This is a genomic window from Pseudomonas sp. GW821-FHT02H09 (assembly GCF_059421425.1).
The window spans coordinates 1-16138 of sequence record NZ_JBWKVA010000036.1; the positions used below are offsets into that span (position 1 = coordinate 1).

The window sequence follows — 16138 nt, forward strand, 5'->3', positions numbered from 1 at the left end:
ACGCTCTGCGTCCGCTGTAGAGATGACGCAGAGCGTCACCGGATGCATTCCCACGCGGGAGCGTGGGAACGATCAACCCCGGCTCACAAAAAAGCCCCACCCGGTTCAACACCGAATGGGGCTCGATGACGCTGAACTCGCCTTAGGCGACGTTCATGGTCTTGTGGGTATCGATCAAATGCTGCACCACACCAGGATCTGCCAGGGTGGAGATATCGCCCAGACCGTCATATTCGGCGGTGGCAATCTTGCGCAGGATACGGCGCATGATTTTCCCCGAACGGGTTTTCGGCAGGCCCGGCGCCCACTGGATGACATCCGGCGAAGCAATCGGACCGATCTCTTTACGCACCCAGTTCTTCAACTCAAGACGCAGCGCTTCGCTCGGTTCTTCGCCACCGTTGAGGGTGACGTAGACATAGATGCCCTGCCCCTTGATGTCGTGCGGCACACCCACCACCGCCGCTTCGGCGACTTTCGGGTGAGCGACCATCGCGCTTTCGATCTCGGCGGTCCCCATACGGTGACCAGAAACGTTCAACACGTCATCCACACGACCGGTGATCCAGTAGTAACCGTCCTCATCGCGACGGGCACCGTCACCGGTGAAATACATGCCGCGGAAGGTCTTGAAGTAGGTGTCGACGAACCGGTCATGGTCGCCATACAGCGTGCGCGCCTGGCCTGGCCACGAATCGAGAATCACCAGGTTGCCCTCGGCAGCGCCTTCGATGATGTTGCCCAGGTTATCCACCAACGCCGGCACCACACCGAAGAATGGTCGTGCTGCGGAACCCGGCTTGAGCGCGTGAGCACCCGGCAGCGGGCTCATCAGCGTGGCGCCGGTCTCGGTCTGCCACCAGGTATCGACGATCGGGCAGCGCGACTGACCGACGTTTTTGTAGTACCAGTCCCAAGCTTCCGGGTTGATCGGCTCACCGACCGAACCCAGCAGACGCAGACTGCTGCCATCGGCGCCTTCGAAAGCAGCCTTGCCCGAGGCCATCATCGCGCGGATCGCGGTCGGCGCGGTGTAGAGGACATTGACCTTATGCTTGTCGACGACCTTCGCCACCCGAGTGATATCCGGGTAGTTCGGCACGCCTTCGAACAGCACGGTGGTCGCGCCATTGGCCAGCGGGCCATAGACAATATAGGTGTGGCCGGTGACCCAGCCGACGTCGGCGGTGCACCAGTAGATTTCGCCCGGGCGGTAGTCGAACACCCGCTCATGGGTCAGCGCGGCGTACAGCAGATAGCCCGCAGTGGTGTGCTGCACGCCCTTCGGCTTGCCGGTGGAACCTGAGGTGTAAAGGATGAACAGCGCTTCTTCAGCGCCCATTTCTTTCGGCGCACACACGGTGCCCGCCACTTTCATCAGGTCTTCGTACCAGATGTCGCGGTGCTGGTTCCACTTGATGTCGCCACCGGTGCGCTTGCACACGATGACCTTCTGGATGCTGCTGGTTTCCGGGTTGGTCAGCGCGTCATCGACGTTAGCCTTGAGCGAGATTTTTTTGCCGGCACGCAGGCCTTCGTCAGCGGTGATCACCACTTTCGATTTGCAGTCGATGATCCGACCGGCCAGGGCTTCCGGCGAGAAACCACCGAACACCACCGAGTGAATCGCGCCGATCCGGGCACACGCCAGCATGGCGACCACGGCTTCGGGAATCATCGGCATATAGATAGTCACCACGTCGCCGCGGTGCACATCCTGGCCACGCAGGGCGTTGGCGAACTTGCAGACTTCTTCGTGCAGCTCGCGGTAGGTGATGTGGCGGCTCTCGGCAGGGTCATCGCCTTCCCAGATGATCGCCACCTGATCGCCACGCTCGGCGAGGTGACGGTCCAGGCAGTTATAGGAAACGTTCAGGGTGCCGTCGGCAAACCATTTGATGTCGACATGGTGATCATCAAAGGAAGTCTGCTTCACCGTGGTGAAAGGTTTGATCCAGTCGAGGCGCTTTGCTTGCTCGCGCCAGAAGCCGTCCGGGTTGACCACCGACTGCTGGTACATGGCCTTGTAGGTCGCCTCATCAGTCAGCGTGTTGGCCGCAACCTCGGGACGAACGGGATACAGAGAAGCCGCACTCATCTTTCTTACCTCGGTGACATAGTTGTAGTTGTTGTATGCCCCAGTTGTAGCCGGGGCGGGCCTATAGAACCATTCGACGATGGTAGTAACAAGACCCTACAAAATGTCGTGTTTGCCCCTCAAGCCGCTCAAAACCGGCGCATACCGCGATTTTTACCCCTTTGAAAATGCTTGTTTCAGGACCCTTGAGGTCGTTTTCGGGTGATTGTTACAAAAACCGCCAATAGTCTTTATCAAAAGCACGGCTATATGAATGACATTCCCCCGCTTAAAATCAGCCTCGCCAACAACGGCAAAGTGATTAACCACGTTACAGCCCCCACGAAGGCACGTTAATCCAGGTTCTCTTTTCAAGCTCCACACGCAACCTCAAAAGGGTTGCGTGCTCCCTCACGACCCTAGAAAGGTAATATGGATATGAAAGCTTTATTAGTTCTGGCCCTCAGTAGCCTTTGCGCCACCGCCATGGCTGATGAGATCGCGACAGACGCTGCCAGCCAGCAAATGCCGGTGGAGGAATACACCTACTCAACCGACCTGGACATCGCCAAAGTTGTATCGATGAGCGAAGTCCCCAATGTTTGTGAAGTTGTACCGGCCCGCATGGAATATGAAGACTCCAAAGGCCAACGGCATATTCTGCGATACAGCGTGATGGGCAATGGTTGCTCTAACGGTTAATCGCCCACGTTAGACCCAGAACTCTTTACCACTGCCGGCCGCAAGAAATCACTCTTGCAGCAAAGATGCCCGGATGCACACCCGAGCCTGGGACTGTTGCACCGCATCGCCCAATAGAGGTGCGACCACGGCACTCGCACTCACCTGATTCTTTACCGCTTGATCTACCGCGCTGCGACCTTCTGGCCGCAAGTGCAAGGAACGTCGAGCACTACACATCGATTTATACGATTGTTTTAAGCATTTATTTGCGCTTTTTAATCGAAATAGTCCGAGTAGTATGAGCTTCACACCCACTGAACAACACGCACAACACCCGGAGCTACCCTCATGAAAACCAAACTGATCCTCGCCCTGACCCTCTCCGTACTGGCCGCCAACACCTTTGCTGCCGATGGCTATGACCGCACTATCGCTGCCGATGGTTACGATCGCACTGGTTCCGCCACTGTCGCCGCTGACGGCTACGACCGCACTGGTGCTGCCACCGTCGCCGCTGACGGCTACGACCGCACTGGTGCTGCCACCGTCGCTGCCGATGGTTACGATCGCACTGGTGCTGCCACCGTCGCTGCTGATGGCTACGACCGCACCGAAGCCAGCCGCCTCAGCTAATAGCTGACCGCGACGTCACAGCCCGGCCTCGGCCGGGCTTAGTTGTTTCTGAACCCCCCAAAAAACCCGCAACACCGCACGAGCTGTAGGAGCGAGCTTGCTCGCGATGACCGCAAAGCGGTCGCAATCCAGCCCCCCCTCTATAGTTGACGAAACGCGACCAGACAATTTACGACCGCTACGCGGGCAAGCCCGCTCGCCACAAGGTCATGCCAAAAGCCACCCAAATTTCCCACCCTTGCGCAACACTCCCGCCCACAAAAAAAACCTGTCCTATCCCAACGCCCCGCAAACCCTTGCCCCGCCTCAACAAAGCCCAACCTCGCCCTCCTCACTGAGACAATCGACCGCCCCCGAACTGAAAAACTGGCTGAAATACCCTGATAAAAACCCTTATACTGGCGCAGTCAAAAGGGCTTGAAATATCCCCTAGTCGGGCTATAAACCCACGCTGATTCAGCCTTCAAAGGCCATAGGGAAAGGCTCAGCGCCCGCCTCCCATCAGCGATTCCGGGGCCATCCCCAACAAATTTATGTTTTTTGCGTGCGTTCACCGCTACTGCACTCAACAATTCTTTAGATCCAAAGCGGCCATTGGTCGTGTGACAACCCACCATAAGTGTTTTTCACACGGGCAATCTGGCCCTCACGCAGGAGACGACACGTCATGCTGAGCTGGGACGAATTCGACAAAGAGGACGGTGAAGTCGCCGCCAAAGGCGCCAACGCCGGCCACGCTTCTGAAGCCAACATGGACCGCCTCGACAGCGCCGGTGGTGCCGCAGCTCAAGAAGCCCGCGCCGTAACCGCCACCGACTCCGCCGCCATCATCCGCGCCAAGGCTGCTCTCGATAACCTCGACATCGCCGAAGGCCTGGCCGAGCTCGAAGGCGCTTCCGCCCGTGTTGCCGTCGACGAAAAGCGCATGATCAACTGCCGCGCCGACCTTAACCAACTCGTACCGTTCAAGTACGACTGGGCCTGGCAGAAGTACCTGGACGGCTGCGCAAACCACTGGATGCCGCAAGAAGTCAACATGACCGCCGACATCGCCCTCTGGAAAGATCCGGAAGGCCTGACCGACGACGAGCGCCGCATCGTGATGCGCAACCTGGGCTTCTTCTCCACCGCCGACTCCCTGGTTGCCAACAACCTGGTACTGGCCGTGTACCGCCTGATCACCAACCCGGAATGCCGCCAGTACATCCTGCGCCAGGCGTTCGAAGAGGCGATCCACACCCACGCCTACCAGTACTGCATCGAATCGCTGGCCATGGATGAAGGCGAGATCTTCAACATGTACCACGAGATCCCATCGGTCGCTAAAAAAGCCACCTGGGGCCTGAAGTACACCCGTTCGATCTCCGATCCGAAGTTCGAAACCGGCACCGTCGAGACCGACAAAGAGCTGCTGCGCAACCTGATCGCCTACTACTGCGTTCTGGAAGGCATCTTCTTCTACTGCGGCTTCACCCAGATCCTCTCCATGGGCCGGCGCAACAAAATGACCGGCGTCGCCGAGCAGTTCCAGTACATCCTGCGCGACGAATCCATGCACCTGAACTTCGGCATCGACGTGATCAACCAGATCAAAATCGAAAACCCACACCTGTGGGACGCCGAAATGAAGGAAGAAGCTTCGCAGATGATCCTGCAGGGCACCCAGCTCGAAATCGAATACGCTCGCGACACCATGCCGCGCGGCGTACTGGGCATGAACGCCGCGATGATGGAGGACTACCTCAAATTCATCGCCAACCGTCGCCTGTCGCAGATCGGTTTGAAGGAAGAGTACCCAGGTACGACTAACCCGTTCCCATGGATGAGCGAGATCATGGACTTGAAGAAAGAGAAAAACTTCTTCGAGACTCGGGTTATCGAGTATCAAACCGGTGGCGCGCTTAGCTGGGATTGATTCCCGGAGCTGGCCACGATCTGCCGCTCATGAATTGAATCGGCAAATCGCAAAAATCAAAAAGCCCTGAACGTCTTCAGGGCTTTTTATTAGGAGAAAACATACCGCGTAGCAGTTGCCGAAGGCTACGTTCGGCCGCGCAGCGGACGCAAAACCAAACACCCCCGAAATCGCTAGAATCGCGAAAAATCATTCAATGAAATCCTGAAGACCCCGATCAAAAACCGCTGACACGCGAATCTGCCCTTTAAGCCGCCCTGGCTTGCGCCTACGCATAACATCAACATGCGGCAGCAAATCCAGATAAGGCTTACCGTCCTTCGTAATCACAACCCTGTCACCGGCCCAAACGCGTTTGGTGAGCAGTGAGAGTTGGGATCTTGCTTCATTCAGCGTGAACTGTGCTTGTACGCTCATAGCTCGCTTCTACCATGGCTAGCCAAAACAACTTAGTCCGTACGCTCACCTTGGGCAAGGGGTTGAGTGGCCAAGCAAAGATGGGTACCCAGTTGTAACTCAAGAAAAAAAACAACGAATATTCCTACACACTTAAAAGAGCGGAGTCGTATTGACCAAGCTTTATCAACTGCCTACCTTAACTGTAGGTGCCTAAGAAACGCCCAACGTAGAAAGCAAGAGCTCCAAGACACAGAAACGAATGTGCTAACCGCCACGCGGGTCGACATAATTCATATCTGCGGGGTATTTTTGCCAGTTGGGATTTCTTAAATCCTCTCTCTACGTCTGGGCCAGGCCCTTTCCACATGCATACGTAGAGGTCACGGGATATGTATACCCAACGCTCGTTTAATATTCCTCCTTACCAGGAGGCCCGCCATGTCTGAGCCCTTCACCCCCACTGTCTTCACCCGCCACAACCTCCCTCTTCATGCCCTACTCCTGGAAAACCAGCCATGGTTCTGTGCCCGCGATCTGGGTCGGCTGATGGGCGTGCATCTAAACGAACGTATGGTCAGCAAGCTCGACGAGGATCAGCGGCAAACGCTGATGATTCGCTACCACGGCCAGCTGGAAAGAATGCTGATGCTCAGCGAATCCGGGGTGTATGCGTTGCTGGTGTATCACTACGCACCGGGGCATAGGTTGTTGCGAGAGTGGTTGACCCATCAGGTGGTGCCGACGTTGCGTGATGCGCGGCAATCGAAAAACACTGATCGGCCGATGTTGAGTTTGTTGGATTGGCCGGAGATGTCGCTGAGTCTGTTGCATTGGCAGGACGAAGGCTGGATTCGGTTGCGAGACATGCCTTATTTGCTGCTCAACCGGACGCGGCGGCGAGTGCCGGTGGTTAGACCTTGGTGGCGTAAGGTTACGGACTTGTTTCAGTCGTTCAAGCATTCTGTGGGTTAGAGCAGCGGCAGCTTCCATAGGACCATTCGAGCGAAAAATCGGTCTTTATTGTAGGAAATTTCCTAGACGCCGTAATGGCCACTCAGTATCGTCCGAGGGTTCCCAACCCTCGGCGACTGTATGGACACTGAAAAAGAAAAAACCGGCTGGAGTGATGCGGAGCTTGAGGCTTCGGTCGATGCCTATTTGAAGATGTTGGACCTTGAACAAAGCGGCCAGACCTTTAAGAAGTCCGTTGAGAATCGCCTTTTGCGTGAAGGTGTATTGAGCAAACGCAGCGCCTCTTCGGTTGAGTACCGCATGCAGAATATTTCGGCTGTGCTGGAGCAGCTGGGCTTGCCGCGGATTACTGGGTACATGCCAGCCAAAAATATTGGCGCGGGAGTCGGTGAGCGCATTCGCGCTGTGCTTGCCACCAAAGCTATACCGGGCGCAGACGACTATGCGCCGACGGCCGATGAAGAAACCCTCACACGTCGCGCCGCCAGGCTTCAAAAACAAAAGATCGAAGATGAACCGCCAGGCATTTCACATCCACAGCAAACCAGCACTGTAGGCACCTCTTTCGTTCGTGACCCTAAAGTTAGAGCCTGGATTCTGAAAGAAGCTAAAGGCATCTGCGAGGGCTGCAACAAGCCAGCGCCTTTTGAAGTGGATGATTTACCGTTTCTTGAGGTTCATCACGTTAAGCACTTAGCTCAGAAAGGTTCGGACCGTACCAGCAATGCTGTCGCGCTCTGCCCGAACTGTCATCGGCGCTGTCATCATTCGAGCGACAAAGATGAGTTCACCTTGTCGCTTTATGAGAAGGTGAAACGACTGAAGCCCGAGCAGTAGGTGTCCGTTGCTCGTCCTCATTGCACATGTTGAGGTTGTAGTTGGCTGGGGGATCGCCATCGCGAGCAAGCTCGCTCCTACAGGGGATCTGCGTCGGATTTGGAAATCCCGGTGTTATCAGGGCCTCAGGAAAATCCTGCGGCCCTTTTTTCTGTCAGCAACAACCGCTACGCAATCATCTCCCCAACCCACTAACCCGCCAAGGACACAGCGCTTCCCTCACCCCGCTCGGCCCGACGATCTCCGGTGTCTGCCCCAACGATCGGGCACTCAGGACGCTGGTGACTCGGTCGATCAGTTGATCAAACCCCAGACTCGCATCCTCTTGGTGAAGTTTGCGCAGTTGTTCCACCAGGGCGTAGGTGAAGGCGCCGTAGCTGTTGGCGCCGACCTGGTATTCGCTGGCTTTTTCGTTTTCCCGGGCGGCGTAGAGCATCAGGGGCATGTAGGGGCCATGGTGGCCGTAGAGTTTGCCCTGGCGCAGCAGTTGGTTTTTTTTCTCGGGGCGCAGGCCGGTAGCGGCGCCTTGGGTGCTGCGGGTGCGTGTGAGTACGCTGGACTTGCTGTCGGCGGTATGTGCGCCGAAGTCGCGGCCGTCGCTGTCGGCCGCATACACCCGACGGTCCCAGTCGCCGGCGTAGGGGTCCCAGCGCAGCATGCGGTGGCGGATGTCGCTGGGTGGGGTGATGCCGCGTACGCGGCCGGTGCCGCGGGTCATGCCGCCAGCGTAGCAACAGTCGAACATAACCGTCAGTTTGGCGCCGTGGCCGTTCGGGTCAAAGGGCAGATGGCTGTAGAACTGGCGGAACAGTTTGTCGGTGAAATGTGTGCTCTCGTCATCCCAATCGAAGTCGTAGAGCACCAGGGTTTCGTCCATGCGGTCGGCTTCGCCGCTGCTGCTGTAGGCCGGCAGTTGGGTGCCGTGGCCGGAATAGAACAGCACTCGCTCGTCTCCAGCGCGGGCGCCTTCCACCAGCCATTCGAGGCGTTCGACAAAGTTCGCCTGGGTGGCTCGGGCGTCATGCAGCAAACGAATGTCGCCGGCGTCGTAGCCGCTTTCCTGGAGCATGCGGCTGATCAGGTAGGTGTCGTTGATGCAGCCGTCGAGGCGCGCACTCGGGTCGGGGTAATCGTCGATGCCGACCACCAGGGCGCGGCGTTTACGTTGGCCGCTGCGAGAGAGGAACGCCGGTACTTCCAGGACGCGCGCCGCCACCACGTCGCGGGCCAGTTGCGGCCAGAGGCTGGTCTGGCTGGCGGGTGCCGACAAATAGGCTTGCGCGGCGTGATTGAGGTCGAGCAGGTCATCACGCAGCGGCACGCTGAACTCGGTTTGCAGGTCGATACGCGCCGAGTCCGGCGAAGTGATCGGCCGGGTCAGCAAGCCGTCGTTGGGGTTATAGAGGTGGAACCAGCGGCGGATGCCCCGACCGTTATCGCTCAAGCGCATGACCCGCCCACCCCACACTTCGCGCATCACCAGCGGCAGCGCGATGGGTGAGCCGAAGCTGACGAACACCCGGCCATCAATGCGCTTGAACGCCGAGCCTTTTTTGGCCACCGAACGGCGCAAGGCGTCGTAACCGATCAGGCTGCCCAGCCCTTGAGCGAAGATGATCTGCGGGTCGAACGCGTCGATCTTCGCCAGCAGATGCTGAGTCAGTGTGGTGCGCAAATCGGCGTCTTCGATCCATTGCACGATGGCGCCGACGGTGCTGCGCAGCATCTGATTGACCGGCAGTCCCCAACTGCCGAAGGTCTCGTCAGCCTTGCCACTGGCGTCTGCCCGCAACATCGCCAGGCCTCGGGTGATCTGGGCGAAATCCGGCCCATCCTTGAGTTGCTCATCGAAGGGTAGAAAGTCGATGTCCTGATCATCGATCACGCGACCGTTCTGTGCCAGTTGGCTGCGGATCAGCGTACGCCATTGTGCCTGCCAGTTCGCGTCGGTGCCGCCCTGCCCGCTGGCTGTCTGGGTAAATCCCACGCCGGGCAGGCACAGGACTCGCAGTCGCGAGGGCGCAACACCCGGCCCCGGCTCTGCCTGCAAGGCTTTGCTGACGGGCTGCGCAGCGGCTGGAGCCGGGGCGGGTTGGCTGTATGCGGTGACCATCAGGTCCTGCAGGCGACGCAGCTTCGCCTCCAGGTTGTTCGCACTCGGCACGGCGGACGTGAGGGCGGCTTGCCCGGGATCAACCAGTGCCCGGGTGCGGTTGTCGAGAAAACTGCTGACGCCTTGGGCGCTGTTCTTCCAGACTTGCTCCGGATCAAGACCGTCGAGGTACCCCGTGGCGCTGTCCACCACCTGCCGGCTGAGGGTCGCAAGTGTAGACTCGATCAATGGCAGACCGGCGCGGCTTGGCAGCGCGGTGGGTGCCAGTTGCAGCGCTGCAGTCACGCTCGCGGCGCTGCGCCAGATCGGCGCATTACCGAAGTGCTGGGCCGCCACCACCCTTGGACCAAGGGCGCTGCGCGGTAATTTGAAATGATCGCAAAGAAAGGCCAGCAGGCTGGTGTGATCGTAATGCTGCGCCTGGAGTGTGCCCGTCCAGGGAATCAAACCCGGCTTAAGCCACGGCGATGCGAAGATCGCCGGCACACGAATGCCGAGTCGGGTGAAGGGGTTGGGCCAGTCGACATCGGATGTTGCGTTGGGCGAAACACAGGTCGGCGGCACCACATGATCATGGAAGCCGCCGTGCTCGTCGTACAGCAGCACGAACAACGTCTTGTTCCACAGGTCTGTGTTGGCCGACAACGCGTTGAACACATCACCGACAAACTGATCGCCGAAGCGCAGGTCTTCCGGTGGATGATGCGACACGTTGGGGCCGAGCTTGCCGTTGAGCAGGCCATAGCTCGGCTCGATCCAGGACAGTTCGGGGAGTTTGTTAGCGGCGACATCCGATTTGAAGTCGTCGATGCCCAGATGCTGCAAACCACCCTTGACCAACGCCGCCAGCGGGATCGCGCCGTCGGAGTAGATGCGCACATCGTGGCCCTTGTCCCGCAGCAACGAAAAAATACTGTCACCACCAAATTGCGCTATCAGGCTTTTGATACCGGCCAGCACCGTGCCCGTGGACGGCATCAGCACGCGGCCGTTGCTACTGCCAAGCATGGCGAAAAAACGGTTCGGCCAGGTCGGGCCCGGCACCGACGCAAACCAACGGTCGCACACCGTAAAATGACGCGCCAGTCCCTGGATCGCTGGCAGCGGATCGGCCGCCGGCGTGGCACCGAACGGGATGTAGTTCATCGCCCGCTGAGCCATGGATTGGGACCAGGTTTTGTAAATTTTAAGGTCGGTGCGGGCCTTGTCATAGGCGTCCTGCGCAAAGCCATTGAGCTTGGGTGCGCTCAGGCTGGTCTTGAGTGACACATCCAGTTGCTTCACTACATCGACGAACTCATGGCCAAGGTCGAAACCTTCGCTGTCTTTCGCAGGCGTTGCCGGTGGTGAAGGCGCGGGCGGTGCCCACAGACTGAAGTAATCCGGCAATTCCGGCGTTTGAGTGATCACGATCGAACTGCCACTGGCCAACGTCAGCGGGTTGGTGCTTGGGGCGTTGCGGTCGATGCCATCGCACGCAGGATTGATGCTTTTGTAATCACCCAGTAAATGATCGAAGGAACGGTTTTCCATCATCAGCACGACGACGTGCTCAATCTCGGCGGGCCAGTTGTTCGGCATGTTGCGCTCCCTGAAATGAAGTCCCTGATTTCGATGTCTCTGGTTTCAAAGCGCTCCAGGCTTGGGCTGCGGATCGGCTTTGCTAGCTGATCGAGCGTAGCTGGCGAGTTGTCTTTCACGAGATTGCTGGCCATCTGCATGCCCGCTGCAAGCAAGGTGTCATTGCGCACCAGGCCTTAGCATCCCGAGAATTGCGTCCAGCACGACCGATCCAGACACCCCCGACCTCCTTGTTGGCACGGCTAACGACGGGCAGTGCGCAACTACACACCTCATGACAAGGAAGGGAGCGCGGCCACCCGTGCACAACGCTAGTTAAGGTATTGGCCCTTGTCCATTGGCGAGTTCATCCCACCCGGCACTGGCAACGAACGTGAAAGAGTTGGTGCACCCCACAGCCCCACCCGCTATTAATAGGCCATCCCCTCTCAGGATCAGCAAGCGAATGAAATTCGACAAAGCCTACTGCCTCAGCCTCGATGAAAAGCTGTCGATCTATGACGTGCGGGATTTGAATTTCGACGAGACGATGGCATTCGATTCGGCCAGGGAAAGCTTTCAATGCCCTAACGATGCATGCCGGGCGGCGTTCGATGCACAGAATGTGTTGGGTACGTTCAATGCGAAGAACGTCAACTATATAAGGACGCCGCATTTCAAGAATGTGCCCAGCACCCGGCACGTTGATGGCTGCCCTTACCTCAGTCCTAAAGCTTTGGCCTGGGGGCTGGATGCCGAGGGCGATAACGATCGGGAGGAACATTTCCCGTCGGAGTTGCTGCTCACCCGTCGCCAATATGTTCGCAAGCCATCCAGTCCGGCGACAGATGTTGCCTCTCCACAGGATGAGCTGAAGACGCCGTCTGCGAACACCACCACGGAGCACGCGCCCCGTGAAACAGCGCCGGACAAGACCAGCGTATTTGCCCATCCAGTGGAATGCTTTGTGTCGAACATCGATGACAAGGAGCGGCTCAAAAGCATGCCGCTCAAGATCGGTGAACAGACAGCGTCCTACTGGTCGTTCTTCAAGAAGATTGAATACCTGCAAGACAACAAAGGGCTGATTTACTGGGGCAAGATCAAGGAGATCAAAGGCTACAAAACCAGCTTCCGGATCGATTTCGAGAAGAAGGTCTGGGTCGACAAGAAGCCTTACTCAGTGAACGTTTACCTGAGCAAACACCTGATTGAGAACTACCGCAAACGCAAAGCCTTCCTGGAGGAGATCAAGAACGCCATTGGCAGCGAGCGGGACCTGTATTGCTTCTTCTATGGTGTGACGCCGGAGTTGAAGCAAGTACCGAGCAAGAAAAACCCCGAGCAGACCTTCGGGGTGTTCAGCGGCGACATTGAGAACCTCGACCACTTCATCATTCGTGAAGCGCCGGGGTTGGAGGCGAAGTAGTCAGCCCAAAAAGAGAGGCCACTGCCGCTACACCCCCTGTAGGAGCCGAGCTTGCTCGCGATGGACGTTAACGATAACGCGTATTTTCTGAATGAATGCGCTGCCCTTGAGTCCATCGTCGGAACGCCGCCCGGAGCAAGCTCGGCTCCTACAGGGGGTGTAGCGTTTGCCTCAAGCCTACAACAGCTCAAAACTCTGCTCTTTCACATCCTGAGAATCCAGACCGATTTGCACCCGGAACTCGCCCGGCTCGGCGGCGTATTTCAACTGTGTGTTGAAGAACTTCAGGTCGCTCTCATCAATGGTGAAGTGGACAGCTTTCTCCTCCCCGGCCTTCAGCATGATTTTTTGAAAGTTTTTAAGTTCTTTGACCGGACGACTGACGGATGCAACGACCTCTCGGATATACAGTTGAACGACCGTTTCGCCGTCGCGCTTGCCGATGTTTCGCACCGTGATGCTGGCATCGACGTTGCCATTGCTCTTGAGTGTTGGAGCCGACAGGGTTACTTCGGACAGGCTGAAATCGGTATAGCTCAGTCCATAGCCGAAGGGATAAAGCGGACCATAGGATTGATCGAAATATTGAGAAGTGTAGTTGCGAGGCCCACCCGGTATGTAGGGGCGACCGGTGTTCAAGTGGCTGTAGTAACTCGGGATCTGCCCCACGGAACGCGGAAAGGTGATGGGTAGCTTGCCGGACGGGTTGTAGTCACCGAACACTACATCGGCAATGGCGTTACCCCCCTCAGAGCCGCTGTACCAGGTTTCCAGAACCGCATCGGCCTGTTCCTGCTCCTTGCCGATGGACAGTGGACGGCCGTTCATCAATACCAGTATCAGCGGTTTGCCGGTAGTTTTCAGGGCGGCGATCAATTCACTCTGGCGCCCTGGCAGATCCAGGCTGGTTCGGCTTGCCGCTTCATGAGACATACTACGAGGCTCACCCACCACGGCAATCACAACATCGGCTCGCTGTGCGGCCTTGACTGCTTCATCAATCATTTCTGCTGCCGGACGAGAGTCGTTCTCGACTTCGGACACTCCCAGGTATTTAACAACCTCCTGATCCTCCGTGAGATTGGCTCCTCGGGCATAGATCAGCGAGCCCTTGTTCATCGCGCTTTTCAGCCCGTCGTAGATCGTCACGGATTGCGAGGCCATGCCGCTTGCAGACCAACTGCCCATGATGTCGACGGTACTTTTTGCCAGCGGGCCAATAAGAGCGATCGTTCCCTCTTTTTTTAGCGGCAAGAGCCCATTTTCATTCTTCAGCAGCACCAACGTCTTGCGTGCCACTTCACGGGCTTGCGTTCTATGCAGAAGGTTTTCGGCGTTGATATCAACGGGGTCGTCACTGGCAACGCCGATGCGCCGGTAAGGGTCTTCGAACAGCCCCATGTCGTACTTGGCCCCCAGGACTTCCCGCACTGCGTTATCAATATCGCTCTGAGAAATAGCGCCAGACCTAAGCAGTCCTGGTAGCTCCTGACCATAGGAGGAGTCGTTCATGCTCATATCAATGCCAGCCCTGATTGCGAGCCTGGCAGCTTCGCGGTCATCCTTCGCAACACCATGCTGAACCAACTCGGTTATCGCACTATGGTCGCTGATGACCAGGCCCTTGAAACCCCAGGCTTTGCGAAGCAGGTCTTGCATCAACCATGTATTGGAAGCTGCTGGCACACCATTTATCGAGTTAAGCGCCACCATGACCGCTCCCGCGCCACCATCAATCGCCGAACGATAAGGTGGCAGGTAGTCCTGGTACATCCTGGCCAGGCCCATGTCGACGCTGTTGTAGTCGCGTCCCCCTTCGACAGCACCATACAACGCAAAATGTTTAGCGCTGGCCATGATGCTGTCGGGTGCATTCGGGCTTTTGCCCTGATAGGCCTGAACCATCACTTTGGCAATGCGGGAAACCAGATAGGTGTCTTCACCAAAGCCTTCGGATGTGCGCCCCCAACGAGGATCACGGGCGATATCTATCGTCGGTGCAAAGGTCAAATCGACACCGTCCGCACTGGCTTCTTTCGCCGCCGTGCGACCGCTCAACTCGATAGCGTCCATATCCCAGCTGGAGGCCAATGCCAGGCCAATGGGAAAAATGGTTCGATGACCGTGTATCACGTCCCAGCCGAAAAACACTGGTATTTTCAGGCGGCTACGTTGAGCCGCGTCCTGCATGGGGCGGTTTTTGTAACGGGTCACAGAACCGAACATACCACCGACTCGCCCGGCGGTGATCTCTTGGCGCATCCTTTCGGGAGTCATGATGTCATCAATAGCGATCAGCCGTAGTTGGCCGACCTTTTCTTCCAGGGTCATCTGCTCTATCAGGTTAGCCACGAAGGCATCTTTGTTTGACGATGCCATATCGGCCAGAACCGGCAAACTGATAAAACCGATCAGGGTACACAGCAGACGTAATCTCTTCATGATGCCATTCCCTGGAAAAAACGTTGTGGTGCACACCGCCTGCTTGCCTTTAAAACGCAACCTTTGCGCGTATTGAAATCAGGAAGCTGACGTCCAATTGTTGCTTTTATTGTTAAACGTCAATTGAGCTTTTAGGGTCTTACATAAAATATCGTAGTCGACTGTCAGCTCTTACGGCGAGGCAGCGCTGAAAATTGGCGAAGCAGAGGTAACCGGGCGAATTTTCCGGCCTCTGATGCCCAATCAAACTCACTTCACCCACAGACCGAGCATCACCACCAGCAAACCGATGTAAACCCTGCCTGAGCGAGAAAAAATAGAATCGATCAAAAAATGAGTTTGATCCGGGCATAAAACAACTGTACAAAAACACAGTATTTTATTGAATCGCCACTCTCGAACCCCGGAGAAAACCATGGCCTCTCTTGCGATGAAAATCACCCTCGAACGTATCGCGCTTCATCAATTCACCCCCGAACACTGCGCACAGGCCCGCGAGCTATTGGGCTGGAGCCTGGAGCAGTTATCTCAGGAATCAGGGGTTTCAATAGCCGCCATCCAGCGGTTTGAAGCCCAAGGGGAGTTGCTGGACGTCACTCGCCTGGCCCTGGCCTATCGGCTGGAAGCGCAAGGCCTGGTGTTTTTCCCGGGCTTTGCGCCGGGCAGAGGCATGAACATCAAAGGCACGACACCTGATCCGGTCGGGCGGGCTGATTACGCGATGATTGAGTGAACACCGATACGAACAGAAGCCGGCTCCTCGGTTGGCAGCAGGCTTCGATCGACGAACTATTGCTGCCTGAAGGCCGGGGCCTGCCATGCCAGAGAGGCTTGCTCATAGCTATAGGCAAGTGCCAGGAGCCTGGCGTCGCTCCAGCGCTCACCATAAAAGAAAACCGAGGTTGGCAAACCGTCAGCGTCCATGCCTGAAGGCACTGTGATGCCCGGGTAACCGGACAAGGGCGCGACGAAAATCGCAGGTGATGCAACATCAGCAATCAATGCGTCCAGGTAACGCATTTAGCGCACTCATCCGGATGAGTGCGGTGAAGTGATATTTCAGAGTTCCATTCATGA

12 protein-coding genes are annotated in these 16138 nt (G+C 57.1%); 7 read left to right on the top strand and 5 right to left on the bottom strand.

The window, feature by feature from the left end; all coding sequences use genetic code 11:
• Window positions 1–142 precede the first annotated feature (142 nt).
• Window positions 143–2098 (bottom strand): acetate--CoA ligase, encoded by a 1956-nt coding sequence (gene acs / locus AC07VR_RS30605; RefSeq protein ID WP_495013512.1) that lies wholly within the window; start codon window positions 2096–2098, stop codon window positions 143–145.
• A 417-nt stretch (window positions 2099–2515) separates the two neighbouring features.
• Here acs and AC07VR_RS30610 point away from each other — a divergent pair, with 417 nt between their 5' ends.
• From AC07VR_RS30610 to AC07VR_RS30620, 3 genes are all read left to right on the top strand, one after another.
• Complete coding sequence (locus AC07VR_RS30610) at window positions 2516–2779, top strand: DUF2790 domain-containing protein (RefSeq protein ID WP_495013513.1); 264 nt, start codon at window positions 2516–2518, stop codon at window positions 2777–2779.
• A gap of 330 nt (window positions 2780–3109) precedes the next feature.
• Window positions 3110–3394 (top strand): hypothetical protein, encoded by a 285-nt coding sequence (locus AC07VR_RS30615; protein WP_495013514.1) that lies wholly within the window; start codon window positions 3110–3112, stop codon window positions 3392–3394.
• A 667-nt stretch (window positions 3395–4061) separates the two neighbouring features.
• Window positions 4062–5309, top strand: a complete 1248-nt coding sequence (locus tag AC07VR_RS30620; RefSeq protein ID WP_494992722.1) for a ribonucleotide-diphosphate reductase subunit beta — start codon at window positions 4062–4064, stop codon at window positions 5307–5309.
• Between the two features lie 189 nt (window positions 5310–5498).
• On the opposite strand, the gene AC07VR_RS30625 is transcribed toward AC07VR_RS30620, so the two are convergent.
• On the bottom strand, window positions 5499–5726 hold the full coding sequence (locus AC07VR_RS30625; RefSeq protein ID WP_495013515.1) for a type II toxin-antitoxin system Phd/YefM family antitoxin: 228 nt from the start codon (window positions 5724–5726) through the stop codon (window positions 5499–5501).
• Window positions 5727–6146: 420 nt separating this feature from the next.
• Here AC07VR_RS30625 and AC07VR_RS30630 point away from each other — a divergent pair, with 420 nt between their 5' ends.
• A complete protein-coding gene (locus AC07VR_RS30630; protein ID WP_495013516.1) occupies window positions 6147–6680 on the top strand; it encodes a BRO-N domain-containing protein in 534 nt (177 codons plus the stop codon).
• Between the two features lie 120 nt (window positions 6681–6800).
• Window positions 6801–7517, top strand: coding sequence for an HNH endonuclease (locus AC07VR_RS30635; RefSeq protein WP_495013517.1), 717 nt, complete (start codon window positions 6801–6803; stop codon window positions 7515–7517).
• A gap of 175 nt (window positions 7518–7692) precedes the next feature.
• Here AC07VR_RS30635 and AC07VR_RS30640 read toward each other — a convergent pair whose 3' ends face one another.
• On the bottom strand, window positions 7693–11211 hold the full coding sequence (locus AC07VR_RS30640) for an alkaline phosphatase family protein (protein WP_495013518.1): 3519 nt from the start codon (window positions 11209–11211) through the stop codon (window positions 7693–7695).
• A 445-nt stretch (window positions 11212–11656) separates the two neighbouring features.
• Here AC07VR_RS30640 and AC07VR_RS30645 point away from each other — a divergent pair, with 445 nt between their 5' ends.
• A complete protein-coding gene (locus AC07VR_RS30645) occupies window positions 11657–12619 on the top strand; it encodes a hypothetical protein (RefSeq protein WP_495013519.1) in 963 nt (320 codons plus the stop codon).
• A 177-nt stretch (window positions 12620–12796) separates the two neighbouring features.
• On the opposite strand, the gene bglX is transcribed toward AC07VR_RS30645, so the two are convergent.
• Window positions 12797–15061 carry a beta-glucosidase BglX gene (gene bglX, locus AC07VR_RS30650; protein ID WP_495013538.1) on the bottom strand — a complete coding sequence of 755 codons (2265 nt, stop codon included), beginning with the start codon at window positions 15059–15061 and terminating at the stop codon, window positions 12797–12799.
• A 415-nt stretch (window positions 15062–15476) separates the two neighbouring features.
• On the opposite strand from bglX, the gene AC07VR_RS30655 reads away from it, so the two are divergent.
• Entirely contained in the window at window positions 15477–15794 is a 318-nt protein-coding gene (locus AC07VR_RS30655) for a helix-turn-helix domain-containing protein (RefSeq protein ID WP_494992715.1), read from the top strand.
• Window positions 15795–15850: 56 nt separating this feature from the next.
• Here the strand turns inward: AC07VR_RS30655 and AC07VR_RS30660 are convergent, their stop codons facing one another.
• Window positions 15851–16081, bottom strand: coding sequence for a hypothetical protein (locus AC07VR_RS30660; RefSeq protein WP_495013520.1), 231 nt, complete (start codon window positions 16079–16081; stop codon window positions 15851–15853).
• Window positions 16082–16138: the final 57 nt, after the last annotated feature.

What these genes read in the sequence shown, in the direction of transcription:
- bglX (WP_495013538.1), bottom strand. Translation starts at nt 15,061, where the DNA reads ATGAAGAGATTACGTCTGCTGTGTACCCTGATCGGTTTTATCAGTTTG.
- AC07VR_RS30615 (WP_495013514.1), top strand. Translation starts at nt 3,110, where the DNA reads ATGAAAACCAAACTGATCCTCGCCCTGACCCTCTCCGTACTGGCCGCC.
- AC07VR_RS30610 (WP_495013513.1), top strand. Translation starts at nt 2,516, where the DNA reads ATGAAAGCTTTATTAGTTCTGGCCCTCAGTAGCCTTTGCGCCACCGCC.
- AC07VR_RS30640 (WP_495013518.1), bottom strand. Translation starts at nt 11,211, where the DNA reads ATGCCGAACAACTGGCCCGCCGAGATTGAGCACGTCGTCGTGCTGATG.
- acs (WP_495013512.1), bottom strand. Translation starts at nt 2,098, where the DNA reads ATGAGTGCGGCTTCTCTGTATCCCGTTCGTCCCGAGGTTGCGGCCAAC.
- AC07VR_RS30645 (WP_495013519.1), top strand. Translation starts at nt 11,657, where the DNA reads ATGAAATTCGACAAAGCCTACTGCCTCAGCCTCGATGAAAAGCTGTCG.
- AC07VR_RS30655 (WP_494992715.1), top strand. Translation starts at nt 15,477, where the DNA reads ATGGCCTCTCTTGCGATGAAAATCACCCTCGAACGTATCGCGCTTCAT.
- AC07VR_RS30630 (WP_495013516.1), top strand. Translation starts at nt 6,147, where the DNA reads ATGTCTGAGCCCTTCACCCCCACTGTCTTCACCCGCCACAACCTCCCT.
- AC07VR_RS30620 (WP_494992722.1), top strand. Translation starts at nt 4,062, where the DNA reads ATGCTGAGCTGGGACGAATTCGACAAAGAGGACGGTGAAGTCGCCGCC.
- AC07VR_RS30635 (WP_495013517.1), top strand. Translation starts at nt 6,801, where the DNA reads ATGGACACTGAAAAAGAAAAAACCGGCTGGAGTGATGCGGAGCTTGAG.
- AC07VR_RS30625 (WP_495013515.1), bottom strand. Translation starts at nt 5,726, where the DNA reads ATGAGCGTACAAGCACAGTTCACGCTGAATGAAGCAAGATCCCAACTC.
- AC07VR_RS30660 (WP_495013520.1), bottom strand. Translation starts at nt 16,081, where the DNA reads ATGCGTTACCTGGACGCATTGATTGCTGATGTTGCATCACCTGCGATT.